The sequence below is a fragment of the Pseudophaeobacter arcticus DSM 23566 genome, assembly GCF_000473205.1.
Lineage (GTDB): Bacteria > Pseudomonadota > Alphaproteobacteria > Rhodobacterales > Rhodobacteraceae > Pseudophaeobacter > Pseudophaeobacter arcticus.
The window spans coordinates 1,537,473-1,561,227 of sequence record NZ_KI421507.1 but is presented as its reverse complement, the minus strand read 5'-3'; the positions used below and the strand labels follow the sequence as shown (position 1 = coordinate 1,561,227).

General features: G+C 57.8%; 21 protein-coding genes and 1 tRNA gene. 13 read left to right on the top strand and 9 right to left on the bottom strand.

Annotation, left to right across the window (positions count from 1 at the left end; all coding sequences use genetic code 11):
- Positions 1–67: 67 nt before the first annotated feature.
- From ARCT_RS0111450 to ARCT_RS0111440, 3 genes are all read left to right on the top strand, one after another.
- Positions 68–1,282, top strand: coding sequence for a DUF2235 domain-containing protein (locus ARCT_RS0111450; protein WP_027240203.1), 1,215 nt, complete (start codon positions 68–70; stop codon positions 1,280–1,282).
- Positions 1,283–1,326: 44 nt separating this feature from the next.
- Positions 1,327–1,400, top strand: a tRNA-Gly gene (locus ARCT_RS0111445).
- A 190-nt stretch (positions 1,401–1,590) separates the two neighbouring features.
- Positions 1,591–2,070 carry an acyl-CoA thioesterase gene (locus tag ARCT_RS0111440; RefSeq protein ID WP_027240202.1) on the top strand — a complete coding sequence of 160 codons (480 nt, stop codon included), beginning with the start codon at positions 1,591–1,593 and terminating at the stop codon, positions 2,068–2,070.
- Between the two features lie 42 nt (positions 2,071–2,112).
- Here the strand turns inward: ARCT_RS0111440 and pgl are convergent, their stop codons facing one another.
- A complete protein-coding gene (pgl, locus tag ARCT_RS0111435; RefSeq protein WP_027240201.1) occupies positions 2,113–2,784 on the bottom strand; it encodes a 6-phosphogluconolactonase in 672 nt (223 codons plus the stop codon).
- Positions 2,781–4,256, bottom strand: coding sequence for a glucose-6-phosphate dehydrogenase (zwf, locus tag ARCT_RS0111430; RefSeq protein ID WP_027240200.1), 1,476 nt, complete (start codon positions 4,254–4,256; stop codon positions 2,781–2,783). Before zwf ends, pgl begins: the two co-directional genes overlap by 4 nt.
- A 152-nt stretch (positions 4,257–4,408) precedes the next feature.
- On the opposite strand from zwf, the gene ARCT_RS0111425 reads away from it, so the two are divergent.
- Entirely contained in the window at positions 4,409–5,362 is a 954-nt protein-coding gene (locus tag ARCT_RS0111425) for a radical SAM protein (RefSeq protein ID WP_027240199.1), read from the top strand.
- 101 nt (positions 5,363–5,463) lie between these two features.
- Here ARCT_RS0111425 and ARCT_RS0111420 read toward each other — a convergent pair whose 3' ends face one another.
- On the bottom strand, positions 5,464–5,733 hold the full coding sequence (locus tag ARCT_RS0111420; RefSeq protein ID WP_027240198.1) for an usg protein: 270 nt from the start codon (positions 5,731–5,733) through the stop codon (positions 5,464–5,466).
- A gap of 262 nt (positions 5,734–5,995) precedes the next feature.
- Between ARCT_RS0111420 and gyrA the strand changes: the two genes are divergently transcribed.
- On the top strand, positions 5,996–8,743 hold the full coding sequence (gene gyrA, locus ARCT_RS0111415) for a DNA gyrase subunit A (protein WP_027240197.1): 2,748 nt from the start codon (positions 5,996–5,998) through the stop codon (positions 8,741–8,743).
- 31 nt (positions 8,744–8,774) lie between these two features.
- Here the strand turns inward: gyrA and ARCT_RS0111410 are convergent, their stop codons facing one another.
- Positions 8,775–10,397: a DUF4034 domain-containing protein gene (locus ARCT_RS0111410; protein ID WP_027240196.1), complete on the bottom strand. Its 1,623-nt coding sequence runs from the start codon at positions 10,395–10,397 to the stop codon at positions 8,775–8,777.
- Between the two features lie 166 nt (positions 10,398–10,563).
- On the opposite strand from ARCT_RS0111410, the gene ARCT_RS0111405 reads away from it, so the two are divergent.
- Positions 10,564–10,914, top strand: coding sequence for a DUF6614 family protein (locus ARCT_RS0111405; RefSeq protein WP_027240195.1), 351 nt, complete (start codon positions 10,564–10,566; stop codon positions 10,912–10,914).
- A gap of 82 nt (positions 10,915–10,996) precedes the next feature.
- On the opposite strand, the gene ARCT_RS0111400 is transcribed toward ARCT_RS0111405, so the two are convergent.
- The 3 genes from ARCT_RS0111400 to ARCT_RS0111390 all read right to left on the bottom strand — a co-directional run bounded on the left by ARCT_RS0111400 (position 10,997) and on the right by ARCT_RS0111390 (position 14,486).
- Positions 10,997–12,466 (bottom strand): carboxypeptidase M32, encoded by a 1,470-nt coding sequence (locus ARCT_RS0111400; RefSeq protein WP_027240194.1) that lies wholly within the window; start codon positions 12,464–12,466, stop codon positions 10,997–10,999.
- 3 nt (positions 12,467–12,469) lie between these two features.
- Complete coding sequence (gene ctaA / locus ARCT_RS0111395; protein WP_027240193.1) at positions 12,470–13,618, bottom strand: heme A synthase; 1,149 nt, start codon at positions 13,616–13,618, stop codon at positions 12,470–12,472.
- Positions 13,619–13,703: 85 nt separating this feature from the next.
- The gene (locus tag ARCT_RS0111390; RefSeq protein ID WP_027240192.1) at positions 13,704–14,486 is read right to left on the bottom strand and encodes an RNA methyltransferase; all 783 of its coding nucleotides are present in this window, start codon (positions 14,484–14,486) and stop codon (positions 13,704–13,706) included.
- A 185-nt stretch (positions 14,487–14,671) separates the two neighbouring features.
- Here ARCT_RS0111390 and ARCT_RS0111385 point away from each other — a divergent pair, with 185 nt between their 5' ends.
- On the top strand, positions 14,672–15,304 hold the full coding sequence (locus ARCT_RS0111385; RefSeq protein ID WP_027240191.1) for a thiamine phosphate synthase: 633 nt from the start codon (positions 14,672–14,674) through the stop codon (positions 15,302–15,304).
- A gap of 136 nt (positions 15,305–15,440) precedes the next feature.
- On the opposite strand, the gene ARCT_RS0111380 is transcribed toward ARCT_RS0111385, so the two are convergent.
- Positions 15,441–16,505 carry a HupE/UreJ family protein gene (locus ARCT_RS0111380; RefSeq protein ID WP_240476307.1) on the bottom strand — a complete coding sequence of 355 codons (1,065 nt, stop codon included), beginning with the start codon at positions 16,503–16,505 and terminating at the stop codon, positions 15,441–15,443.
- Between the two features lie 88 nt (positions 16,506–16,593).
- On the opposite strand from ARCT_RS0111380, the gene ARCT_RS0111375 reads away from it, so the two are divergent.
- The 4 genes from ARCT_RS0111375 to ARCT_RS0111360 all read left to right on the top strand — a co-directional run bounded on the left by ARCT_RS0111375 (position 16,594) and on the right by ARCT_RS0111360 (position 20,192).
- Positions 16,594–17,442, top strand: a complete 849-nt coding sequence (locus ARCT_RS0111375) for a DUF4198 domain-containing protein (RefSeq protein ID WP_240476306.1) — start codon at positions 16,594–16,596, stop codon at positions 17,440–17,442.
- 74 nt (positions 17,443–17,516) lie between these two features.
- Positions 17,517–18,485 (top strand): PfkB family carbohydrate kinase, encoded by a 969-nt coding sequence (locus tag ARCT_RS0111370; protein WP_027240188.1) that lies wholly within the window; start codon positions 17,517–17,519, stop codon positions 18,483–18,485.
- A complete protein-coding gene (locus ARCT_RS0111365) occupies positions 18,482–19,396 on the top strand; it encodes a pseudouridine-5'-phosphate glycosidase (RefSeq protein ID WP_027240187.1) in 915 nt (304 codons plus the stop codon). Before ARCT_RS0111370 ends, ARCT_RS0111365 begins: the two co-directional genes overlap by 4 nt.
- 100 nt (positions 19,397–19,496) lie before the next feature.
- Positions 19,497–20,192, top strand: a complete 696-nt coding sequence (locus ARCT_RS0111360; protein ID WP_027240186.1) for a DUF502 domain-containing protein — start codon at positions 19,497–19,499, stop codon at positions 20,190–20,192.
- Between the two features lie 141 nt (positions 20,193–20,333).
- Here the strand turns inward: ARCT_RS0111360 and ARCT_RS0111355 are convergent, their stop codons facing one another.
- On the bottom strand, positions 20,334–21,107 hold the full coding sequence (locus ARCT_RS0111355) for a 3-hydroxybutyrate dehydrogenase (RefSeq protein ID WP_027240185.1): 774 nt from the start codon (positions 21,105–21,107) through the stop codon (positions 20,334–20,336).
- Positions 21,108–21,492: 385 nt separating this feature from the next.
- Here ARCT_RS0111355 and ARCT_RS0111350 point away from each other — a divergent pair, with 385 nt between their 5' ends.
- Positions 21,493–23,310: an extracellular solute-binding protein gene (locus ARCT_RS0111350; RefSeq protein WP_027240184.1), complete on the top strand. Its 1,818-nt coding sequence runs from the start codon at positions 21,493–21,495 to the stop codon at positions 23,308–23,310.
- A gap of 179 nt (positions 23,311–23,489) precedes the next feature.
- Positions 23,490–23,720: a hypothetical protein gene (locus ARCT_RS0111345; RefSeq protein WP_051360684.1), complete on the top strand. Its 231-nt coding sequence runs from the start codon at positions 23,490–23,492 to the stop codon at positions 23,718–23,720.
- The last annotated feature ends 35 nt before the right edge of the window (positions 23,721–23,755 follow it).

The following is a 23,755-nucleotide window of genomic DNA, read 5'->3' as shown; positions in this document are numbered from 1 at the left end:
ACGTCAAGGTTGTTGCAATACCTGAAACATGATAGCTTTCCGAGGATTTTTCTCGGAAAGCTTTTTCATGTCACGCAAATTGATTATCTGCCTGGATGGTACCGGAAACGAGGTCGAACAGAACGAAAGCAACATTCTACGCCTCTACAAATGCTTGAAACACAACGAAAATCAACTTGTCTATTATGAACCGGGCGTTGGCACGCTTTCGACCCGCCCCTTCGCCAACAGTCTTTTTGCCAAGACCAAGTTGGTGGCTGGCCTGGCCTTTGGTTGGGGACTGCACACCAATGTCCTGCATGCCTATTCCTTCCTCTGCGAAAACTATCGCGAAGGCGACAGGCTGTATTTTTTTGGGTATTCACGAGGCGCCTATACCGCTCGTGTTCTGGCTGGTTTCATCAATGATTTTGGCCTCGTCGCCCCGCATGAGCTGCACCTGATCGGTCCGGTATTCAAAGCCTGGCGAAAACTGCGCCAGGATGGCCCCAATGAACAGTTCGCACCCTTGCGGATTTCTGAACAGTTTTTCCACCTGCGCCGGGTTCCCATCCGCTTTCTCGGGCTTTGGGATACGGTCAGTTCAATGATCCGCATTCGGCTGCAAAAAGACACCTTTATTGAATTTGGCACCCACTCAAGCGTCGATGAAAACCCATCGGTCAAAGCCGTCCGCCATGTGCTTTCAATTGATGAGACCCGCTGCTTTTTCCGCCAACAGATGTGGCAAGAAGGACAAGAATATCACGGCACCCGGTTTCGCAGCAAAAAGCACCCGGAACCTCAGGATGTAAAACAGGTTTGGTTTCCCGGCACCCATACCGATGTCGCAGGCAGTGTGCCAGAGGCTGAGGCCGGTCTTGCCAAACAAACCATGCAATGGATGCGACAGGAGCTTGACGCTCTGAGCGTCGACAGTCTCGAATTCCGCGAGCTTTACTATAACCGCTATGTGCTTGGTCAAAAAGACAAAGTGACTGAACGCATGAACTTAAAAGTCTCGCAACCCAGCGCCAAAACCCCACTGCACAGTCAGATGAAACTACGCAAACTCTGGCCCATTCTCGAGCTTTTCCCCCGCCTGGTGCGACGCAGCAATTGGCCCGGACAAAAGGGAGTGCTTGGCTATTACCTGCCACTGGCTCAGTACCGCCATATCCCCGACGATGCCCAAATTCACCCATCGGCATTCATTCGACGCGCGGATCCCACTTTGCACTACAACCCAAAAAATCTTCGCGGTTTCGCACCATCGAAAGAGGAACTCGAAAACCCGGTTTGAGCATATTGACCTCGCCAGCCTCATTGGATAGCAAGGCTACAAGGGCGGGTATGGTGAAAAGGTATCACGGCAGCTTCCCAAGCTTTAGTTACGAGTTCGATTCTCGTTACCCGCTCCAGATTTATCTGTTATTTTGCCTTGATCTAGGCGTAGCTAGTTTGTTCGACCATTGTAGCACGCCCCTTTAGGTGGTGCTGCACAGGAAAACCACTGCGCGTTGGAAAGCTGTTCTGTTGAGGGCGGCGACGACGCGGCGGCACAAAATGGGGCTCTTGCCTTTTACCCCTTCCGCAGTTTAGCGCAGGGATATGGATTTACGATTTCTCACACCGCTCAGCGCGGATGAACAACGCGCGCAGGGCTTGGATCAGCCCAAACCGATGGCCCTGGCGGATCGGGTTCGATTTTCCGAGCTTGATATTCTGCGGCACGTCAACAACAAGGCCTATTTGGGGTGGTTTGAAACCGCCCGGGTCACCTATTTTGACAATTTCTGCGCCAAGCATTTTGAAGGCAGACCGGCGCCGCGCTCGGTTTTACGCAATGCCAATGTGCACTACATGCGGGAAATGGTGCTGGATGAGCCCTATATCACCACCGCGCGCTGCCTCTCGTTTCGCAACACCTCATATGTCATGGAACAGCAGATCTGGTCCGATGGGCTGCGGGCGAGCCTTGAGGCGGTGATGGTGCTGCGCAGCCCCGATGGCAGCGCGGGTTACCCCCTGCCCGACAGCTTGAAGCAGCAGTTCATCAACCTTGATGGTGCGGCCCCGGCAGCGGGATAACCTGCCCAGGCGCGCTCAATAACGGCTGAGAGTCACCTGCAATTACGGAGCCCAGTGCACCGTAATTTCGGTCAAGACGGCCTGAATGGGGGCCTGTTCAGGCGGCAACGAAAGCGCCATTTCCAGCGCCTTTCTCTTGGCCTCTCCGTAGATCACCAGGTGTTTGGAAAGCGCCCCGTTCAACACCGACGCTGACAAGCTGACGCGGGGTTCCGGCTGGCTGTCGGGACGCAGGACAGACAGGATTGGCGCATCGGCGGCCAGCGCCTGTTCCAGCCCCGCCACGCCGGGAAACAGCGAGGCGGTATGCATGTCCTCGCCCATTCCCAGCAGCACAACCGAGAGCGGCAGGTTGGGTGCAATCTGTGCCTCGATCTCTGCCAGAACCTCTTCTGGCTTTCTGGCGGGGACATGAAAGGGCAAAAAATGCGCCGCTGTTGCCCGGTCCGTCAGCAGGTGTTTGCGGATCAGGCGGGCATTGGAGCGATCGCTTTCCAGTGCAACCCAGCGCTCATCCGTAGCCATGACATGCACCCGGCTCCAGTCCAGATCCGCAGCGCAGAGGTCGTCAAAGATGGGTGCCGGAGAGGTGCCGCCAGCCACGGCAAGCGCGGCGGTATCGTGATGCAGAAGATGCATTTTCAATTCCCCGGCAATCGCGTTGGCCACAGCAATCGCCAACATCTCCCTGTCTGGGTATTCACTAATCTTCATGGGTTTATCCCTCTCCATTCACGTTGATCGCGGCGCAGTAAAAGATCCGCATCCCCTGGACCGGTGCTGCCGCTTTCATATGGTTTTGGCACATCCCCCCGGGCCTGCCAGTCGGCAATGATCGGGTCGGTCCAGCCCCAGGCGGCTTCGACCTCATCGCCGCGCATGAACAGGGTCTGGTTGCCGCGCACCACATCCATAATCAACCGCTCATAGGCGTCTGCCGGTTCGCTCCCCTCAGGCCCCAGCGCCTCAGCAAAGCTCATATCCAGCGGCACATCCATCAGGCGCATCCCCCCCGGTCCCGGCTCTTTGATGGTCACGCTGAGGGTGATGCCCTCATTGGGTTGCAGGCGGATTTTCAGATGGTTGGCATGGCGTCCGGCCTCTTCGCCAAAGATGGAATGCGGTGCATCCTTGAACATCACATTGATCACCGATGAACGCGCCTTGAGCCGCTTGCCAGTCCGCAGGTAAAACGGTGTTCCAGCCCACCGCCAGTTGCTGATATGTGTCTTGAGAGCGATGTAGCTTTCGGTGCTACTACGTTGATTATCAACCGTTTCCCGGTAATTTAAATCGCGGCCAACCGCCCCCGCAGCCGGTGCGTATTGCCCCCGCACAATGTGATAGGGCTCCACCGGATCCAGGGCGCGGATCACCTTGAGCTTTTCATCGCGGACTGCGTCGGGATCAAATTTTGCCGGCGGCTCCATGGCGATCAGGCACAAAAGCTGCATCAGATGGTTCTGCGTCATGTCCCGCATCGCGCCGGCGCGTTCGTAATAATCTTCTCGCCCCAGCACCCCGACGGTTTCAGCCACGGTGATCTGGATATGGTCAACATACTGGCTGTTCCAAAGCGGCTCGAACAGCATATTGCCAAACCGCACCGCCATCAGATTTTGCACCGTCTCCTTGCCCAGATAGTGATCAATCCGGTAAATCTGCCCCTCGTCAAAATGGCTGGCCAGGGTCCGGTTCAGATCCCGCGCCGAGGCCAGATCGTGGCCAAAGGGTTTTTCCACCACAATACGCGTCGCCGCATTGGTCAATCCATAGCTGTGCAAACGCTCTGCCAGGGGTTCAAACAGGGCCGGACCTACCGAGAAATAGAACACCTTCACCCGCTCTGCCCCGCTCGCGGACAGGCTCTCACAGAGCGCAGGCCAGCCGGTCTCGCCGCTGCCGTCCAGCGGCACATAGGTCACCAGTTGCAAAAACGCAGCCAGAACATCGGCGTCGCAGATCTTTTCGCTGGTGTTCTGCTTCAGGTCTGCCGCCAGTTTGTCGCGATACCCCGTGATTGAAAATTCAGATCGCGCAGCGCCGATAATCCGTGTTCCGCCAGGGATTTGCCCGGCGCAAAACCTGCGAAACAAGGCCGGCAATATCTTGCGCCGCGCAAGATCGCCTGTTGCTCCAAACACCACCAGATCAAAAGGTTCGACCGGAATGACACGAGATACCATCTTGTTTTCCAACTTCCTGCAACGACAATGATTTGTTTCCGTTTCCGGGCCCACACCATCACTTCCCTGTCATAAAGACCTGTGGCGGCTTTTCATTTTCCACCATTATAGGCTAGCGTCCAGCGAAAGAAACTGTCCGAGAGAGCTTAAGTGTGAAAGATCTATCTGGCCCAGCCGCCAATATCGGGAAATTCAAAGACAGTCATGTGACAGCGGACGGATCCGAACGCGCCTCCGTAGCGCTGAGCAATCCTGAAACCCTGTGGTTCAACACCGGTACGCTGTGCAATATCGAATGTGAAAACTGCTATATCCTCAGCTCGCCGACCAATGATGCGCTGGTCTATCTGAGCGAACCCGAGGTGCGGCAGTATCTCGATCAGGTCACCGAGCGCGCCTGGCCAATCCGCGAGATCGGGTTTACCGGCGGCGAGCCCTTTATGAACCCACAGATGATCGCCATGGCCAGAACCGCCCTGGCGCGGGGTTTTGAGGTTTTGATCCTGACCAATGCAATGCTGCCGATGATGCGCAAATCCATGCGCGCAGGCCTGCAAGAGCTGGAAGCCGCCTACCCCGGCAAGATGACACTGCGGGTCTCACTGGATCATTTCTCACCCCGGCACCATGACCAAGAGCGCGGGCTTGGCAGTTTTGCCAAAACCATCGAAGGCATGTGCTGGTTGCGGGATGCGGGCATTAAAATGGCTGTCGCAGGCCGCAGTCTTTGGGGCGAAAGCGCGGCAGAAAGCCGTGCCGGTTTTGCAGCACTCTACCAGAGGCACGGCTTTGACATTGATGCCCAGAACCCTGGTGCAACCGTGCTGTTTCCCGAAATGGACGAAAGCGTCGAGGTGCCTGAGATCACCACGGCCTGTTGGGGCATTCTGGATAAATCCCCAAATGACGTGATGTGCTCTTCCTCCCGCATGGTGGTCAAACGCAAAGGCGCCAAGGCCCCTGTGGTTCTCGCCTGTACCCTGCTACCCTATTCGCCAGAGTTCGAACTGGGAGAGACACTTGCACAAGCAGAGGCGCCAGTGCGGCTGAACCACGCCCATTGCGCCAAGTTTTGCGTTCTGGGCGGCGCCAGTTGCTCAGCCTGAACCGCCCCCGACCAAGAAAACACCAGCGGCCAGCCTAGCTTCAGGCTAAATACAGGCCAGTATTTAGCCAGTGACAGATCAGGGTCAGGCCAGTGGCAAGGTCAGTGCAGGTTCAAGATACCTTTGACATTGCGCCATTCGCCCGGGCTGATCATCTTGCGATGACTGAACCGCACTGAATGCAACGGCCCGTCCAGCTCACGCTGCCAGAATTCGATAAATTTGAACAGGCGCTCGTGGTCCGGCGCCATGTCATAGTCTTGCCAGACATAGGTATTCAGAACATGGGCATAGTCGGGCATGTGATAGGTGAACTCGGCAGTGGTGAGCCCATAGCCCTTGAGCATCATTTCGGTACTGCTCATCTCCATCTGTGACCTCCTTTTGAAAGCCCCCCAAGATATAAACTAGCGCGAAATAGGTTAACCGCGTGCAAATTCTGGTTTCATCCGCTGCCCCCCTCCTCAAAAGCCCCGCAAAGCCAGTGCGAAGCCAGTACGAAGTCGGTAGGTAGTTAGTACGAAGTCGGTGCAAAACCGGAGCAAAACCGGCAGTTTGCTTGCACCCTATAGGCCCTCTCTGATAGGGTGCACCAACAAGATATAGACCCATAGAAAAGAACGGGCAGCAAACGTGACAGATACGCCGGATATTCCTGAAAACGCAGAAGAAAACCTTCCTCAGCGCGCCACTTATGACGGCCCCACGGTCTCCATCGAAGCGGAGATGAAGACTTCCTATCTGGACTATGCCATGTCCGTCATCGTCAGCCGGGCCATTCCCGACCTGCGCGATGGGCTGAAACCGGTGCATCGCCGTATTCTTTATGCGATGCATGAGACCGGCAATACCCATGACAAAAGCTACCGTAAATCTGCCCGTCCCGTGGGCGATGTCATGGGTAAATACCACCCGCATGGTGACAGCGCGATCTATGATGCCCTGGTTCGGATGGCACAGGATTTCTCCATGTCGCTGCCGTTGCTGGACGGTCAGGGCAACTTTGGTTCGATGGATGGCGATAATGCCGCCGCAATGCGCTATACCGAAGTGCGCATGGACAAGCCTTCGGCCTTTATGCTGGCAGACATCGAAAAAGATACGGTCGATTTTCAGGATAACTACGACGGCAAAGACAAAGAACCCACAGTTTTGCCGGCACGTTTTCCGAACATGCTGGTCAATGGTGCCGGCGGTATTGCGGTTGGCATGGCCACCAATATCCCCCCCCATAACCTGGGCGAAGTGATCGACGCCACGCTGGCGCTGATTGATGATCCCGATCTCACCAGTGAACAGCTGATTGACTATGTGCCCGGCCCCGACTTCCCTACTGGCGCCATCATGCTGGGCCGCTCGGGCGCGCGCAAAGCCTACCTTGAGGGGCGCGGCAGCGTTATCATCCGCTCCAAGACCCGCGTCGAGGAAATTCGCAAGGACCGCTATGCCATCGTGGTGGATGAAATCCCCTATCAGGTCAACAAGGCCGCGATGATCGAAAAGATTGCCGAGCAGGTGCGCGAGAAGAAGATCGAGGGCGTCGCCCACGTTCAGGATGAATCCGACCGTAACGGCGTACGTGTCGTGGTCGAACTGAAACGCGATGCCACACCAGAGGTGGTGCTGAACCAGCTGTTCCGTTTCACCCCGATGCAGACCTATTTTGGCTGCAACATGCTGGCGCTGAACGGCGGCCGCCCCGAGCAGCTGACCCTGCGCCGTTTCCTGACGTCCTTTATTGATTTCCGCGAAGACGTGGTGGCGCGCCGCACCGCCTATCTGCTGCGCAAGGCCCGCGAGCGCAGCCATGTGCTGTGTGGTCTGGCCGTGGCCGTTACCAATATCGACGAGATCGTCGCCACCATTCGCCAATCCGCCGATGCCGCTGAAGCGCGTCTGAAACTGATGACGCGACGCTGGCCAGCCCAGCCGATCCTGGAATACATCGCGCTGATTGACGATCCGACCCATACCGCCAACGAAGACGGCACCTATAACCTGTCGGAAACCCAGGCCCGCGCCATTCTGGAACTGCGTCTGCAACGGCTGACTCAGATCGGCGTCAAAGAAGTCACCGACGAGTTGGAAGACCTGGCCAGCAAGATCAAGGAATACCTTGAAATCCTGTCCTCGCGGGAACGGATCATGGGGATCATCTGCGATGAGCTGCGGGAAGTGCGCGAGCAGTTTGCCGTGCCCCGCCGCACCGAGATCGTCGATTGGTCCGGTGATATGGATGACGAAGACCTGATCGAGCGCGAAGACATGGTCGTTACCGTGACCTCTGGCGGCTACATCAAGCGCACGCCACTGGGGGATTTCCGCGCCCAAAAGCGTGGCGGCAAGGGTATTTCGGGGATGCAGACCAAGGAAGAGGATGTTGTCACCAACCTCTTTGTGGCCAATACCCATACCCAGCTGTTGTTCTTCACCACCGATGGCATGGTTTACAAGCTGAAAACCTGGCGTCTGCCCCAGGGCGGACGCACCGCCAAAGGCAAGGCCATCGTCAATATCCTGCCGATCCCGGTTGGGGTGTCGATTGCCGCCATCATGCCGGTGGATCGACCCGATGATGAATGGGCAGATCTGCAGATTGTCTTTGCCACGTCTGCCGGAACTGTGCGCCGTAACCGACTGTCGGACTTCACAAATGTGAAATCCAACGGCAAAATCGCGATGAAGTTCGAAGACGAACATGCCGACACCAAACTGATCAATGCCCGCATCTGTTCCGAAGACGACGATGTGATGCTGGTCACCAGCACCGGTCGCGCCATCCGCTTCCCCACCACTGATGTTCGGGTCTTTAACAGCCGCAATTCTGTTGGGGTGCGCGGGATCAAACTCAGCCAAGGGGCGGAAGTTGTCTCCATGTCGGTGATCCGCCACTTTGACGCCGAACCCTGGGAACGCAGCGCCTTTATCAAGCGCTTCCGCTCTGAACTCGGCACTGACATTTCCGAGGACGATGTCACAGCTGAAGTCGCGGAAGAGGTCGAAGACGGTGCGCTGAGTGATGATCGCTATCAGCAAATGCTGGCAGCCAATGATCTGCTTGTCACCATCAACAAACCCGGCGCGGGAAATCTGACCTCGGCCCATGATTACCGGGTGAGTGGCCGTGGCGGCCAGGGTGTTGGCGCCATGAAGGGCGGCGAGATTGTCGCAACCTTCCCTGTTGAGCTGGGCGACCAGATCATGCTGGCCACCTCCAAAGGCCAGTCGATCCGGGTTCCGGTTGATGGCATCTCATTCCGCTCCCGGTCTGCTGGCGGTGTGCGCGTCTTTAATACCGGCAAAGGCGAAGAGGTGGTTTCGGTCGCCTGGATTGCCGAAAACAGCGAAGAAGACGAAACAGTCGTGGCGACCGAAGAGTAATATCCTAATATAAACAGATCATTGGCCGGCGTTATTCAACTGCCGGCCAATGATCCTGCGGATCATAAGACAGATCCACCTTGACCGGTTTGAAGGCCAGCTCTTCTGGGCTTAATCCGTTGAGATAGTCACAATTTTGATCCGCCCGCGCCATTTCCAACTGTGGTGCAAAGGATGCAAAATCCTCCTCTGCGCAATATCCCCGGCCCCCGTTTTCCGCACAGACCTGCTCCAGCAAGAGATAGGCGCGCAGGAATGGGCAATGCAAAAGTGCGCTACGATCCCAATGGGGTGCATCGCCCTTTTCAGGCCGGGCCCCCTTGTGATCGACCAGTCTTACGACCCCGCGGAACCGGTACCATTGCTCCGCTTTACGGGCCATGAACCTATAGAGAGCCTGATCTTCAAAACCAGAATAGACGATACCGTTAACAAGAAACTGATCGCCTAAGAAAATATTGAGAGGGCTATCGTTGCCGAATTTGAGCTTTGCAACCTGTTCCCAGTTTTGTCCAGAAAAGGGGGAAGCAATAAGACGTCGGAAAGCAAAATCCTCTGCAACCTGTTCCTGGAGATCATAAAGCGCTGCAGGAGCATATTCAGTTGATCTGTTTTTGATTTGATACCAGATCCAGTTCTCAGCAAGTTTCATTAAGGACTGATCAAACGGATCATGCCGCAACCCCTCCTTCACCTCATCAATCTTCAATACCGCGATTTCGTCCTTTAGAGACCGCCCTCCCAACCGGGTTTTAAAGGCAGCGTCAAAGTTCTGAACAACCCGAGGCCTCCACCAGGCCTGCTCCAGAATGGTTTTGCGCGCAAACTCGATTTCATCTTCTGTGCGATTATGGCTTTCGCTTCGATCCGTCATGCGAATGGCCCGGCTCAGATCAAACTCAGGGTCTTTTGCCACCGCTGCCTGCATTGTCTGGCGCAGATCGTAACTTTCAGAAAAGTAGTACCGCTTTAGCCCGGAGTAACGGCAGCGGAACAGCATATCCGGACCATCGCTGGGGATCAGCGGCGCGTAGGTTTGGCATAGTTGCTCCAGCATTGCCGCAGTGCCGCCATAGCCCTGATGGGCCATATCAAGCGACCTGCGCAGGCTGCCCCAGTTCGGCTGCTGTGTCATAACCCTGTCGAGGGTCTCAAGAATCTCGCTCTTGTCGCGCGAAGTGGCGCTTTGGTTCAGCAGCGCGTCGGAGGCGGGAATAAAATCTGCGTCCAGCTCCAGGGCGCGACGCGCGTGGGCAATGGCCTGCTGGATCATGTTGTGGTGCACCGCCAGGGCCTGAGGATGCACATATTTGGCATAGCGCTCCCCCCGAATATCCCAGGCGCCCCGGCTCAGCGAAAAGCTGCGCGCCGAATGGGCAAAGCTCGACATTGGCACCGCGTCGACCCAGCTCTCAACAAAAGAGACCATCCGCGGATCAGAGGCCTCAAAAACCGACATCAGCCGCCGCAGTTTGAAAAAATCCTCACTCTCGATCAGGGGGCGTTCTCGTTCCTGGCTGAGCCTGCTTTCCAAACTGGTAAAATCGCCTGCATAGGCCAGTTGCCGGGCTTCACTGCGGGTCAGTTCCGCCGCGCTCACCGTGGGTTGAAATGCCAATAACGACAGGATCGCGGTGGCCAAAAACCTCTTCATTCCAAATATCTCTCTCAAAATGGCTGCACATCATGCGGGTAAGCTCTCCCTAAAGGAGAGCAAAATTATGGCATCTGGATGTGAATGGCTGGGTTTTAACGAAAGCGAAGGTTTTTTCTCATAGCAAGGAGATCAAAAGCCCCACAGTACTCGCCAGGATCTGCTCATGAACCTTTATCACTGCTCCATCGACATCCACAACGAAGCCAAAGCTCTGGCCTTTGCCGGGGCGGTTGATCAATGGATGGACTATCTGAAACAGCGCGGGGTTGTGAAGGGGCACCGGTTGCTGCGACGCAAGCTGAACCTTGCCAGCGACAATTGCCGGGATTTCCTGCTGGAGATCGAATTCGAGAACCTGGCCCAGCTGGATGAAGCCTTTCGGGTTCTGGGGGAAGACGACGAAGAGGTTGCCCGCCTCTATCGCAACGTAAATGCCTTGATTGCACATGCAGAATTTGGCCTGTTCCGCCCCTTCCCGGATCCCGAGCGGGCCGAGCGCATGGCCCTGGTCTAGGCCAGTCCCAAACCAGTCCATTCTCCAAACCAGAAAAGGCCAGGCAATTGCCTGGCCTTATGTCTTGCAGAGACATCCACAGTTACAGATCGTAGAGACCGGTGAATTTTTCCTCCAGATACTGCATCAGGGGTGCCGGGCTGGGAGTGGTGCCAGCGGCCAGGGTGATCGTCTCTTGTGGGCTACGCAATCCGCCGTGCTGTTGCAGGTTTTGACGCAGCCAGTTGGTTGCAGACGCCGTATTGCCGGTTGCCAGTTCCGCATCCAGCTTTGGTAGATCCGCCCGCATTTTTTTGTTCAGGCAGCCCGCATAGACATTGCCCAGGGAATAGGTCGGGAAATACCCGAACAGACCAACGGACCAGTGCACATCCTGCAAACAGCCGTTTGACGGCTTGTCGACGCCATAGCCAAAATCCGCCTCAAAGCGATCATTCCAGGCGGCTTCCAGATCGCCAACCTCCAGATCACCAGCCATCAGGGCCCGCTCCAGATCAAAACGCAGCATGATATGCAGATTGTATTGCAGCTCGTCGGCTTCGGTGCGGATATAGCCTTTGTGAACCCTGTTCACCGCCTTGTAGAATGCATCCGCATCCGAGATGCCAAAATCACCAAAGCTGTCGCGCATCTCACCATAAAGCCAGCTGGTAAAGGCGGCACCACGTCCGATCTGGTTTTCATAAATCCGGCTTTGGCTTTCATGCACGCCCATCGACACCCCCCGCCCCAGTGGCGTCAGCAGATAGTCACGGCTGATCCCCTGTTCATAGGCGGCATGGCCGACCTCGTGAATGGTAGAGTAGAAGCAATTAAAGGGATCCTCTTCGCTGGTGCGGGTGGTGATACGCACATCCAGCCCACTGCCCGAGCTGAAGGGATGCACCGCCTTGTCGACCCGACCGTGGCTCATGTCATAACCAAAGGCCTTGGCCAGTTTGCGGGTCAGCTTCATCTGCGCGCCTTCGGGAAAGCTGCCCTGCAGCGCCTGTGGGGCTGGCTTGTCCAGCACCCGCGCCCGCAGGTCCACCAGCCCGGGACGCATGGTGTCAAAGATCGCAGCAATTTCTGCGGCGCTGGTGCCGTGCTCATAGTCTTCGATCATGGCGTCATAGACGTCACCGCCCGCCGCCAGGGCCTGACCCTCCTCGCGCTTCAGGGCCACAACCTCTTCCAGCACCGGCAGAAAGGCTGCGACATCTTCATCTGCGCGGGCAGCAGCCCATTTGCCCTGTGCTTCAGAGGTGACACGGGCAATACGGCGCGCCAGATCGGCGGGGACCTTGACGCTGCGCTCGTAGCTGCGCTTGATCTCGCGCAGTTGCGCCGCGCCCACCGCATCCGGCACCTCCGCCGCTGCCAGCCACTCTGCCACTTGTGGAGAGGAGCGGCGCGCATGCAGAACCGCCTCGATCGCGGCCATTTCTTCACCGCGCTGCGGGCCTGCGCCGCGCGGCATCATGGTTTCCTGATCCCAGCCCAGCCGTCCGGCGATCTGCCCAAGCGCCTGCGTATCGCGCTCATAGGCCATCAAAGTGTCAAAAATGCTCATGGTTCAATGGTCCTTGATCGAAGTTGAAATGGGATAGCCCGCCAGAAACCGGGCCCGCAGGATTGCGACCCAAAGGGCGACGGCCACGAGCTGGTGCAGGATCGCGGCCTGCCAGGGCGCGCCGTAGATCACGGTGATCACACCCAAAAGGATCTGCAGGCACAAAATTGCAAAACTCAAGGAAAAGGCGCTGCGGGTATGCGGATGCGCCGAAGCGCGCCCTTTGAGCCAGACAACAACGGCAAAGGCAAACAAAAGATAACCACTGACCCGGTGAATAAACTGAACAAGTCCAGGGTTTTCAAAGAAGTTCCGCCAAATTGGCTCAAACATCAGCGGGTTTGGTGGGATCACCTGCCCGCCCATCAATGGCCAATCGGTATAGGATCGCCCAGCATCAATCCCCGCCACCAAGGCGCCCAGTAGGATTTGCAGAAAGGCAAAATGAAGCAAGCCGGTGGAGAGGCCAAAGATCTTTGCCTCTTTGGCGCGGCGCGCCTGCATCAGATCGCGTTCACTGCGTCCCAGCTGCAGGATAGACCAGGCGATGACGCCCAGAATGACAAAGGCCAGCCCCAGGTGCGTGGCAAGCCGATAGGAGGCCACCGAGGTCATGCCCTCGCCCTGGGTCACGCCCGAGGACACCATCCACCAGCCAATAGCGCCCTGTACACCGCCCAGCAGCCCCGGCAGCGCAAGCCGTATGGTCCAGCCAGTGGGGATTTTTCTGGTGACCAGAAAGCCCAGAAAGCCAAGGGCCCAGATCAGCCCCATGACGCGGCCAAGCTGACGATGGCCCCATTCCCACCAATAGATCGCCTTGAAATCCGCCAGCTCCATCCATTGGTTGGCGATGCGCCACTGGTCAATCTGTTTGTATCTGTCGAACTCGGCCTGCCAGTCCAGCTCTGTCAGGGGCGGCACAGCCCCGGTCACCGGACGCCATTCGGTGATCGACAGGCCTGAATCTGTAAGCCGAGTCAGCCCGCCCACCACAATCATCGCGACCACCAGGGCAAACAGCACCATCAACCAGGCCCGAATGGCGCCGCGCGCGCCGCGACGGCCGCGATCTATCATGCCCGGAGTGACTGCTGGGGCGGCGTCGGGTTTGTCGCCCGCGACCTCTTCAAAAATGCTGCGCTTGCTCATGCTTGCCTCTTTTAGAACTGGGGCCAAGCTAGGCAGGCTTGCAGCGAAGGTCCAGAGCATGCGCGGCCTTTGCAGCCCCGAGATGTCATTTTTCTGGTGCGTTGCCCGGCGCGTCCTGGGCTGGATCGTCTTTGTGTCGCCAACGTACCATCTGCCGCATGATTCCATGCAACATCTGCACATCGGCGCGTGTCAAAGGCATGCGGCTGAACATATTGCGAAACACCACCTTCATGCCCGCCGCCTTGGTCACTGGAAAGAAAAAGCCAGCTTCGTCCAGACGGTCCTCATAGTGGCTGACCAGGGCCTCAACATCGCGCCCCGTTGCCCAATCGGTTTTACCCAGTTCAATGACCTCATCCGCGATCTCTTGGGTTTGGCGCTGCCATTCATAGGCCGTCAACAACACACATTGGCCCAGGTTCAACGAGGCAAAATCCGGGTTCACCGGGACCGAAATAATTGCATTGGCGCGGGAAATATCATCGTTTTCCAGCCCAGCGCGTTCAGGACCAAACAGCACCGCGACCTTTTCGCCGGCTTTGATCTTTTGCGCTGCCAGTTTCATCGCCGCTTCGGGGCTGTAGACCGGTTTGACCAGCTCGCGCGGGCGCGCCGTGGTGGCAAAAACAAAGGAGCAGTCTTCCAGGGCGGAGGGCAGATCATCAGACAGGACCGCCTCATCCAGCAGCCGCCCAGCGCCCGAGGCCATGGCCACGGACTTGGGGTTGGGCCAGCCATCGCGCGGCGCCACAATATGCATCCGGTCAAGCCCAAAGTTCCACATGGCACGGGCCGCCGCACCGATGTTTTCCCCCATCTGCGGGCGCACCAGGACAAAGGCAGGTTGTGGCATATGGCTGGGCATTCTTCTCTCCGCTTAAGACCGCCTTGCTGTAGTCGTCACATCGCCAATGAGCAACCCATATGACAGGGCTGCGGCCCACCAACCGGAGTGCAATGGTGGAATTCCTGTCCCTGGCCCGCCAAAACCTTGCACTCGGCTACAAAACCGCTAAAACCCGTGCTTCAAGATCAACAGGAGTGACCTGCATGGATAACGCCTCAGAAGCCACCGAAGCCCCGCAGATCTACCTGATCTCCCCCCCGAGTTTTGAGCTGGGTCGCTACCCTGATATTCTGGGCCGTGTCTTGGACAGCGCCGAGATTTCCTGCCTGCGGCTGAATATGGCCAGCCGGGACGAAGACACGCTGAGCCGTGCGGGCGATGCCCTGCGCGAGGTGTGCCATGCCCGCGACGTTGCCATTGTGATCAGCGACCACCAAATCCTGGCAGAGCGCCTGGGGCTGGATGGTGTGCATCTGAACGATGCCTCCAAGTCCGTGCGCACCGCCCGCAAGGCGCTGGGGCCGGATGCCATTGTCGGCAGTTTCTGCGGCGCCTCGCGTCATGACGGGATCAGCGCCGGGGAAGCCGGAGCGGATTACGTGAGCTTTGGTCCTGTTGGCACCTCTGGGCTGGGCGATGGCGCCGTGGCCGAAACAGAGCTGTTTCAGTGGTGGTCGCAGATGATCGAGGTGCCTGTGGTGGCCGAGGGTGGGCTGACCGAAGATCTGATCCGCACGGTGTCACCCTTTACCGATTTCTTTGGCCTGGGTGAGGAGATCTGGAACACCGAAGATCCCGTTGCCACCCTCAGCCGCTTTATGGCGGCTATGCGCTAGACCCACCGGGCGACCGGGCACGTCAGTTTTGACACCAGTTCGGCACCGGACGACAGGGCGTAGGAGGCAACTCCTGCGCCTTTTCTTTTGGTCAAGGCAAGTTGGTCATAGCCAGTTGGTCAAAGCAGGTCAGGCTTTACAGGAACACACGTTCATAAAACCAATAGCTGCCAATCAGCGCAATGGTCACAGAGGCCGGGATGGCCACCCGCCCGCGGTATTTGGGATGGGTGCCAAACCAATAGCCCAGCGTGCCATAGGCCAGGGCGATCACGGCCAACTGTCCCAGTTCCACCCCGACGTTAAAGCCAAGCAGCGCCGGTACGACCTGATTTTGCGGCAGGCCAAACTCTCCCAGTACCGTGGCAAAGCCAAGCCCATGCAACAGCCCAAAGGCAAACACCACCACCGGACGCCAAAGGTGCAGACGGCGGGAAAAGATATTCTCCACCGCGACAAATACAATCGAGGCCGCAATCAGGGGCTCGACAAGGGCAGTATTTACACTGACCAGGCCCAAAGCGCCCAGCGCCAGGGTTATGCTATGCGCCAGGGTAAAGGTGGTGACCTGCCACAGCAGCGGCCGCAACCGGGTGCTGAGGAAGAACAGCCCCAGCACAAACAGGATATGATCCAACCCCTTGGGCAGGATGTGATCAAACCCGACTGGCAGGTAGCTTTGAAACACCTCCCAGCCACTTTGCACTGCACCGCCATTCAGACTGATGGCAGGAGAGCGCACCCCGCCCAGAAGATAACCGGTATAGGGCTCTGGCACAGCATTCTGCCGCAGGACCACCGCCCCGGAGCGCTCTGGCCAGGTAACGTTCAGATAAAGCGCAGATCCCGGCAGGCTCCCCGAAAGTTCCAGTACCGAGCTGCGCGGCAGGCTGGCATCTCCCACCTGCGGGATGGTGATCTTCTGCAGCTGCAAAAGCACCGGATCGCCAGCTTCGACTTGCACCGTGGGCAGCCAGTCCTCGACAAACAGCCGCACCATGGGCTCCAATTCGTCCTCGGACATGTTGCGCAGCAAATCATAGTCGGCGGATCTCTCGCTGCTATTGGTGTCGCTGCGATCATCCAGATCAATTCCGGCAACAAAGGCTTCGATGTTCAGCCGCAACAGCAGCCTGAGCTGGCCGTCAGAAACGTCAAAGTCTGCGATCGTCGGCGTGATCTCATGTGCCCCCCCCGACATCGGCAGGCAGAGCATAAGGCTTGACAGAAGCGAGAGGATACCCACCCTGAAGCCACCCAAGTGAAAAGTTCTGAAAATGCTCAAACCCGTGGTCCGCTCTGTTTTTCTGCCTGGTCTCTGCCTTGCCGCCCTTCTGGCGTCGACGCCTCTGGCGCTTGCCCATGAGTTTTGGATTGAGCCTGAGAAATATCAAGTGAATTCCGACGAATCCCTCACTGCGGGGCTCAGAAACGGCCAATTGTTCAAAGGCGCCCGCCTGCCCTATTTTGATCATCGCATCCGCCGGTTTGACATCGTCCAGGGGGGCGAGGTCACACCCTATACGGGGCGGATGGGGGATATGCCCGCCCTGGTGCTGAACAACCTGGCGCCCGGATTGTTGATCGCCCTGCACGAAACCTCTCCCGATCTGATCACCTACAAGAGCTGGGAGAAATTTGCCGCTTTTGCCGAGGCCCAGGGATTTGACGACATTCTGGCCCGCCATCAGGCCCGTGGTCTGCCGGAGGCCGGTTTTGGCGAATACTACACCCGCCACGCAAAACTGCTGGTCGCCGTCGACCATGGCGCCGGCGCAGACCGGGCCTTTGGCCTGGAGACCGAGTTTGTGGCTTTGCAAAACCCCTACACCCTTACGCTGCCTGGTGACGGCAGCCCGACAATGATGCCGGTACAACTGCTGTATCAGGGGGCGCCCAGGGTGCATGCCCAGGTCGAGCTGTTTGAACGCGCACCAGATGACAGTGTTCAGCGCCAGCTGTTGCAGACCAATGACAGCGGCATTGTTCAGGTTCCTGTGCGGGCCCAGCGGCGCTACCTGCTGAACGCTGTGGTGCTGCGCCCCGTGACAGCTGCGCAACCACTGCCCCCCGCACAAGAGGACGCAAAAGCGGTTTGGCAAACGCTCTGGGCCTCCTTGGTTTTTGCCACTCCCTAGTGCCCGGGTGATCACCTCGCGGCTTTTTCCGCTTGTCGCTTGCGGGGCGCGGAAAAAGGCGCAATAGAGTTGCCATGACACAGGATATCACCACGCCCGCCACCGCTTCTGCTCCCGCTCTACAGGTGCTTTGCATCGGGTCTGTTCTATGGGACATCATTGGCCGCTGCCCAACGGATATGCGCCGCGGCTCTGATATGCCGGGTCGTATTACCCGCCTGCCCGGCGGTGTTGCTTTGAATATTGCCATGACACTGGCGCGCTTTGGGCTCAAACCCGATCTGCTGAGCGCGGTAGGAACCGACCCCGAGGGCGAAGAGTTGATTGCCGCCTGCGCCCGTCTGGGTTGCGGCACTCAGCATCTGTACCGCTGCGGGGATTTGCCGACAGATCGCTACATGGCGGTTGAGGGGGGCAATGGCTTGATTGCCGCCATCGCAGATGCCCACTCCCTGGAGGCCGCCGGGGATAAGATCCTGCGCCCGCTGCTGGATGGCACGCTGGGTTCGCCCCAGGCCCCCTATCAGGGCGCCATTGCGTTGGACGGCAATCTCACTCAGGCCTTGCTGGCCGAAATTGCCACCGACCCGGCCTTTGCCCAGGCCAAGCTGCATGTGGCTCCGGCCTCTCCCGGCAAGGCAGAGCGGCTGCGTCCGTTTTTGACCGCCACCCGTGGCACGCTTTATGTGAACCTCGAAGAGGCCGGGCTGCTGTGCCAGGCCAGCTTTACCAATAGCGCCGAGGCGGCACAGGCGTTGATCGCTCATGGCGCGGCGCGGGTTCTGGTCACCGATGGGGATGCCTCTGCCAGTGACGCCTCTGCCAGTGATGCCGCCACCGGTGAGCCCCATACCATAGACGGTTCACAGACCGTGATAACCAAACACCCGCCGCAGGTGACCGTTGCCCGTGTCACCGGCGCCGGTGATACCTTCATGGCGGCGCATATCGCCGCCGAAGCGCGTGGCGCAGACCGACACTTGGCGCTGGAGACTGCCCTGCAGACCGCCGCCACCTATGTTTCAGGAGATACCCCGCTGTGATCGACATCCAGTATTCCGCCGAAGTCCAGGCTGCCAAAGCCGCAGGCAGCGCCATTGTGGCGCTGGAAAGCACCATCATCACCCATGGCATGCCCTTCCCACAAAATGTCGAAGTGGCGGCCCAGGTCGAACAGGATATCCGCGATGCAGGCGCAACACCGGCGACCATTGCGGTGATGCAGGGGGTCTTGCATGTCGGGCTGGAGCCCGATCAGCTGCAATCGCTGGGCCAGGCCAAAGATGTGGCCAAGGTATCGCGCGCCGATATGCCTGCCTGTATTGCCATGGGTAAAACCGGAGCCACCACAGTGGCCGCCACCATGATCGCAGCCCGGCTTGCCGGAATTTCGGTCTTTGCCACCGGTGGTATTGGCGGTGTCCACAAGGGGGCCGAGACCAGCTTTGACATCTCCGCCGACCTGATGGAGCTGGCGCAAACCCCCGTGACCGTTGTCGCCGCCGGAGCCAAGGCCATTCTGGACATCCCCAAAACCCTGGAGATCCTTGAAACTCAGGGGGTTCCGGTCATCTCCTATGGTCAGGACAGTTTCCCCGCCTTCTGGTCGTCCCAGTCAGATCTGACCGCGCCGCTGCGTATGGACAGCGCCAGGGATATCGCCCGCGCGCAGATCATGCGCAGCGCCATGGGCCTGCCCGGTGGTCAGCTGATTGCCAACCCGATCCCGCGCGAGGCAGAAATTGCTGCCGAGCTGCTCGCTCCGGTGATCGCCCAGGCGCAAAGCGAAGCCGATGCGCAAGGGGTTTGCGGCAAAGCCGTCACGCCGTTCCTGCTACAACGGATTTTTGAGCTCACCGAGGGGCGCTCGCTAACGGCAAATATTGCTTTGGTGCGAAATAATGCACGGCTTGCCGCGGAAATTGCCAAAGAAATGGTCGCGCTTAACTCTTGAGTGACTTTCCTTTGACTCTGGCATTGCCCATGGCGTGATCAGTACCTAGGTTCTGATCAACGCAACGGACGTGACTGTTCCTCATACCTGATTGTTTCCAATGACCACACCCTTTGACGAAGACCCCATTCGCCACCGTCCCGGCGTATTTGCGCGGCTCCGCTCCTCGTTTTTTACCGGGATTGTGGTCATTGCTCCGGTCAGCCTGACCATTTGGCTGCTGTGGACGGTTGTCGGCTGGGTCGATTCCGTGGTGCTGCCTCTGGTGCCGCATACCATCTCGCCCGAGCAATATATCGGCATCAACCTGCGTGGTATCGGGCTGATCTTCTTTTTGGTCTTTACCATTGTCATTGGCTGGGTCGCCAAGGGGATCATTGGCCGCTCGCTGATCGGGTTTGCCGAAAACCTGGTCAATCGCATGCCCGTGGTGCGCACCATCTATTCCGGCATCAAGCAGATTTCGGAAACCGTTTTTGCCCAGTCGGAACGCAGTTTTGAAAAAGCCTGCCTGATCCAGTACCCCCGTCGTGGGATCTGGGCCATCGGCTTCATCTCGACCACGGCAAAAGGCGAAATTTCGGCACATGCCAATACCGGCAGCCCGATGATGAGTGTCTTTCTGCCAACAACCCCCAACCCAACCTCGGGCTTTTTGCTCTTTGTCCCGCAGGATGATGTGATCGAATTGGAAATGAGCGTGGAGGATGCGGCTAAACTGGTGATCTCAGCCGGGCTGGTCTATCCCAACCCCAAGGATCCCAGCACCCCAGAGCAGCCAGAAGAGACCTCCTGAGTAGCCTGTACCCCAGCGCGGGCGACCCATCCCAGACCCATAGGGTTTGCAGCAACAAAAAAGGGAAGGCGCCGCGCCTTCCCTTTTCTTTTTTTGTTGCGCGGTAACCGCTTTGCAGGCCCTGTCTTTTGCAGGTCCTGTCTAAAGTGCGGTCCAGCCCCCATCAACGCTCAGCGTGGTGCCCGTGATCTGCGCCGCAGCATCAGAACAGAAAAAGACAGTGGATCCGCCCAGTTGCTCCACCGTGGCAAACTCCCGCGAGGGTTGGCGCTCCAACATTACCTTTTTGATCACCTCTTCGCGCGACATGTTGTATTTCGCCATGGTATCCGGGATCTGTGCCTCAACCAGCGGAGTCAAAACATATCCGGGGCAGATGGCATTGCAGGTGATCGGTTCTTCTGCGGTTTCCAGCGCCACGGTTTTGGTCAGGCCAACAACGCCATGTTTGGCCGCGACATAGGCCGATTTGAACGGCGAAGCGGTGAGCCCATGCGCTGAGGCGATATTCACCACCCGCCCCCAGCCGGCCGCCCGCATCATCGGCAGAGCCACCGCTGTGGTATGAAAGGCAGAGCTGAGGTTGATCGCCAGAATGGCATCCCAGGTTTCGGCCGGGAATTCATCCACTGGCGCCACATGCTGGATGCCGGCATTATTGACCAGGATATCGCAACGCCCGGACTCTTTGATCAAGCCACGGCAGGCGTCGCCGTTGGACATATCGGCCTGGATGTAGCGGGCCTGGACGCCAAACTCAGCTGCGATCTGCGCCGCAAGCGCGTGATCCTCTTCGCGGTCGGTAAAGGAGTTCAACACCACATCTGCCCCAGCCCGTGCCAATTCGCGCGCAATGCCCAGCCCGATGCCTGAGTTTGATCCGGTGATCACAGCGGTTTTCCCCTGGAGCGTCATCTGTTGTTCCTTCCTTGGATCCTGACAAGATTTGGTGCCCCTTCTTGCCATGCCGTGAAGGCAAAGGAAACGCGTAGGACTACGTAGCCTCGCCCCCTGGTGGCCAGCCAGAACAGCCAGGCACGGAGGTCAAACCAGCGTTAAAATCGCCGGATCTGGCCAATCAGTTCACAATAGGATATTTGAAATCCCCAAAAAAAAACGCCCGCGCGAAGCGGGCGTGAAGTTATTGAGGCAGGTTTCATACAGGCAAGAAACCTATCGAGCAGTGACACCTTTATAAGCAATTTCCCCTGTGCATCCAAGCTAAAAGTTTTAAATGACGATGCGCGGCCGCTGGGGTATAGAGCCAAGGAAATAAGGGCTGAAGGGGATTGTTGCCAAAGTGACTCCAGATTTTTTCCAAAAACTCAAAGTTACAACCTCTGGAATCCTGCTGTTTTGCGCTGCCGATTTTGCAGTCGCAGAATCATCACATGGCATAGCTATGTATGGGACCCCCGCTCTACCACAGGATTTTGTATCTCTACCCTATGTAAACCCCAATGCGCCAAAGGGTGGGAAAGTGGTGGTTGGGAACACCGGCGGATTTGATACGCTTAATCCGTTTGCCCAAAAAGGCACCCCTCCCTGGCAGCTCAGATTCTGGGGATATGAAAGCCTGATGGGGCGATCCTGGGACGAAGCTTTCTCTCTTTACGGGCTGTTGGCCGAATCAGTTGAAGTACCCGAGGACCGATCCTGGGTCGAATTCACCCTCAGACCTGAGGCGCGTTTTTCCGATGGCAGCCCGGTCACGGTCGAAGATGTGATCTGGTCCTATGAGACCCTCGGCACCCAGGGGCATCTGCGCTATCGCGGCTTTTGGAACAAGATTGCCGAGATCCGCCAGACCGGCCCTTTGAGCCTGCGCATCACCTTTAACACCGCCGACAGAGAACTCGCTCTGATTGCAGGCATGCGTCCGATTTTGCAAAAATCCCAATGGGAGGACAAAGATTTTGCCGCCTCCGGCCTGACAGAGGCGCCAATTGGAACCGGGGCCTATGTGATCGAGAGTTTTGAAGCCGGTCGGCAAATCACCCTGAAACGCAATCCCGAGTATTGGGGCAAGGATTTGCCCTTTCGGGTGGGAACGCAAAACTTTGATGAGCTCCGGATAGACTTCTTTGGCGACCAAACCGTGTTGTTTGAAGCCTTCAAAGCCGGCGAGCTAAGCAGTTACCGGGAATTCAATGCCGATAAATGGGCCAGCGCCTATGGGTTTTCTGCGGTGACCGATGGCCGGATTGTCAAAAGTGAGATTCCCCACAAACGCCCCTCGGGCATGACCGGGCTTGCCTTCAATACCCGCCGCGCGCCCCTGGACGATTGGCGGGTGCGCGAGGCGTTGCTGCTTGCCTTCAACTTTGAATACATCAACGAGACAATAACCGGCAGCGCCCAACCGCGTATCACCTCGTATTTCTCCAACTCGCATCTCGGGCTGCGTCCCGGGGCAGCCAGCGGCCGGGTTGCCGAATACCTGATGCCCTTTGCGGAGGACCTGCCCCCCGGCACAGTTGACGGCTATAGCCTGCCGCAAAGTGACGGCACCAAGCGCAATCGCACGAACCTTCGCAAAGCGATGGCCCTGCTGGAAGAAGCCGACCTGACGGTGCAAGACGGCGTCCTGCGCGATGCGGAGGGCAACCAGGTTGCCTTTAACGTCTTGCTGCGCCAGGGCGACAGCGAAATGAAAACCGTGGTCGAGATCTATGCCCGCGCGCTGGAACGCCTGGGGATCACCTTGACCCCAGAACCTGTTGACAACGCGCAATATGTTGGCCGTCAAAGCAGCTTTGACTTTGACCTCACCAAGGTGCGCCGCGAACTCTCCCTCAGCCCGGGAAACGAACAGAAACTCTACTGGGGTTCAGCCGGTGCCGAACAACCCGGTAGCCGCAACCTGATGGGCATCGCCTCACCTGCGGTGGACGCGATGATTGACACCATGCTCAGCGTGGAGGCCCCAGAAGATTTTGTCGCCGCCACCCGTGCCCTGGACCGCCTGCTCACGGCGGGGCGCTATGTGATCCCGATCTGGACCTTTGATAAGGGTCGTATCGCCCATAAACGGGCGCTGAAGTTCCCGCAAACCCTGCCGATCTACGGAGACCGCACCGGGTTTATGCCAGATGTCTGGTGGTATCAGGAAGATTGACAGGCCGTCTGGCCCCCCATGGGGCCAGGCATACCTCTGACGCCGGGGCCATGTGAGCGTACCCTCTTTTTCCCATGGTCGGCGTAAAACTGCCTCAGGAAACTCGATCATTCCATTTTGGCCCATTTTTGCTATACTGTGCTTGTATAAATGGTAACGGTTAAAGAGGGGCACCAATCATGACACTCCGTCCTCCCCCGCTGTGCTGGGAGGCAATGTACCCCCGGGCCAAACAGCGGTTTCCACATTTGCAGTTCGATACGGTCTCCAGCTTGAAAGGGGATCACGATGGTTTTGTCAGCTACCTTGCAGACAGCCATCAGCTGACTCTGCGCGAAGCCCGTGAAGAGATCGAGGATTTTCTCTTTACCGAAAGCCTGCATGCGGAGCTGAAATCTTACTCGGCCTAAGCCAAAGCCTGCCCAAGCCAAAGTCTACCCGAACA

Excerpts from the sequence above, each read along its gene's own strand:
- ctaA (WP_027240193.1), bottom strand. The coding sequence starts at position 13,618 with ATGAGCAAGCGCAGCATTTTTGAAGAGGTCGCGGGCGACAAACCCGAC.
- ARCT_RS0111370 (WP_027240188.1), top strand. The coding sequence starts at position 17,517 with ATGACACAGGATATCACCACGCCCGCCACCGCTTCTGCTCCCGCTCTA.
- ARCT_RS0111345 (WP_051360684.1), top strand. The coding sequence starts at position 23,490 with ATGACACTCCGTCCTCCCCCGCTGTGCTGGGAGGCAATGTACCCCCGG.
- zwf (WP_027240200.1), bottom strand. The coding sequence starts at position 4,256 with ATGGTATCTCGTGTCATTCCGGTCGAACCTTTTGATCTGGTGGTGTTT.
- ARCT_RS0111400 (WP_027240194.1), bottom strand. The coding sequence starts at position 12,466 with ATGAGCATTTTTGACACTTTGATGGCCTATGAGCGCGATACGCAGGCG.
- ARCT_RS0111420 (WP_027240198.1), bottom strand. The coding sequence starts at position 5,733 with ATGGAGATGAGCAGTACCGAAATGATGCTCAAGGGCTATGGGCTCACC.
- ARCT_RS0111380 (WP_240476307.1), bottom strand. The coding sequence starts at position 16,505 with ATGTCGGGGGGGGCACATGAGATCACGCCGACGATCGCAGACTTTGAC.
- ARCT_RS0111440 (WP_027240202.1), top strand. The coding sequence starts at position 1,591 with ATGGATTTACGATTTCTCACACCGCTCAGCGCGGATGAACAACGCGCG.
- ARCT_RS0111405 (WP_027240195.1), top strand. The coding sequence starts at position 10,564 with ATGAACCTTTATCACTGCTCCATCGACATCCACAACGAAGCCAAAGCT.
- ARCT_RS0111450 (WP_027240203.1), top strand. The coding sequence starts at position 68 with ATGTCACGCAAATTGATTATCTGCCTGGATGGTACCGGAAACGAGGTC.
- ARCT_RS0111360 (WP_027240186.1), top strand. The coding sequence starts at position 19,497 with ATGACCACACCCTTTGACGAAGACCCCATTCGCCACCGTCCCGGCGTA.
- ARCT_RS0111385 (WP_027240191.1), top strand. The coding sequence starts at position 14,672 with ATGGATAACGCCTCAGAAGCCACCGAAGCCCCGCAGATCTACCTGATC.
- pgl (WP_027240201.1), bottom strand. The coding sequence starts at position 2,784 with ATGAAGATTAGTGAATACCCAGACAGGGAGATGTTGGCGATTGCTGTG.
- ARCT_RS0111355 (WP_027240185.1), bottom strand. The coding sequence starts at position 21,107 with ATGACGCTCCAGGGGAAAACCGCTGTGATCACCGGATCAAACTCAGGC.
- ARCT_RS0111410 (WP_027240196.1), bottom strand. The coding sequence starts at position 10,397 with ATGAAGAGGTTTTTGGCCACCGCGATCCTGTCGTTATTGGCATTTCAA.
- ARCT_RS0111390 (WP_027240192.1), bottom strand. The coding sequence starts at position 14,486 with ATGCCCAGCCATATGCCACAACCTGCCTTTGTCCTGGTGCGCCCGCAG.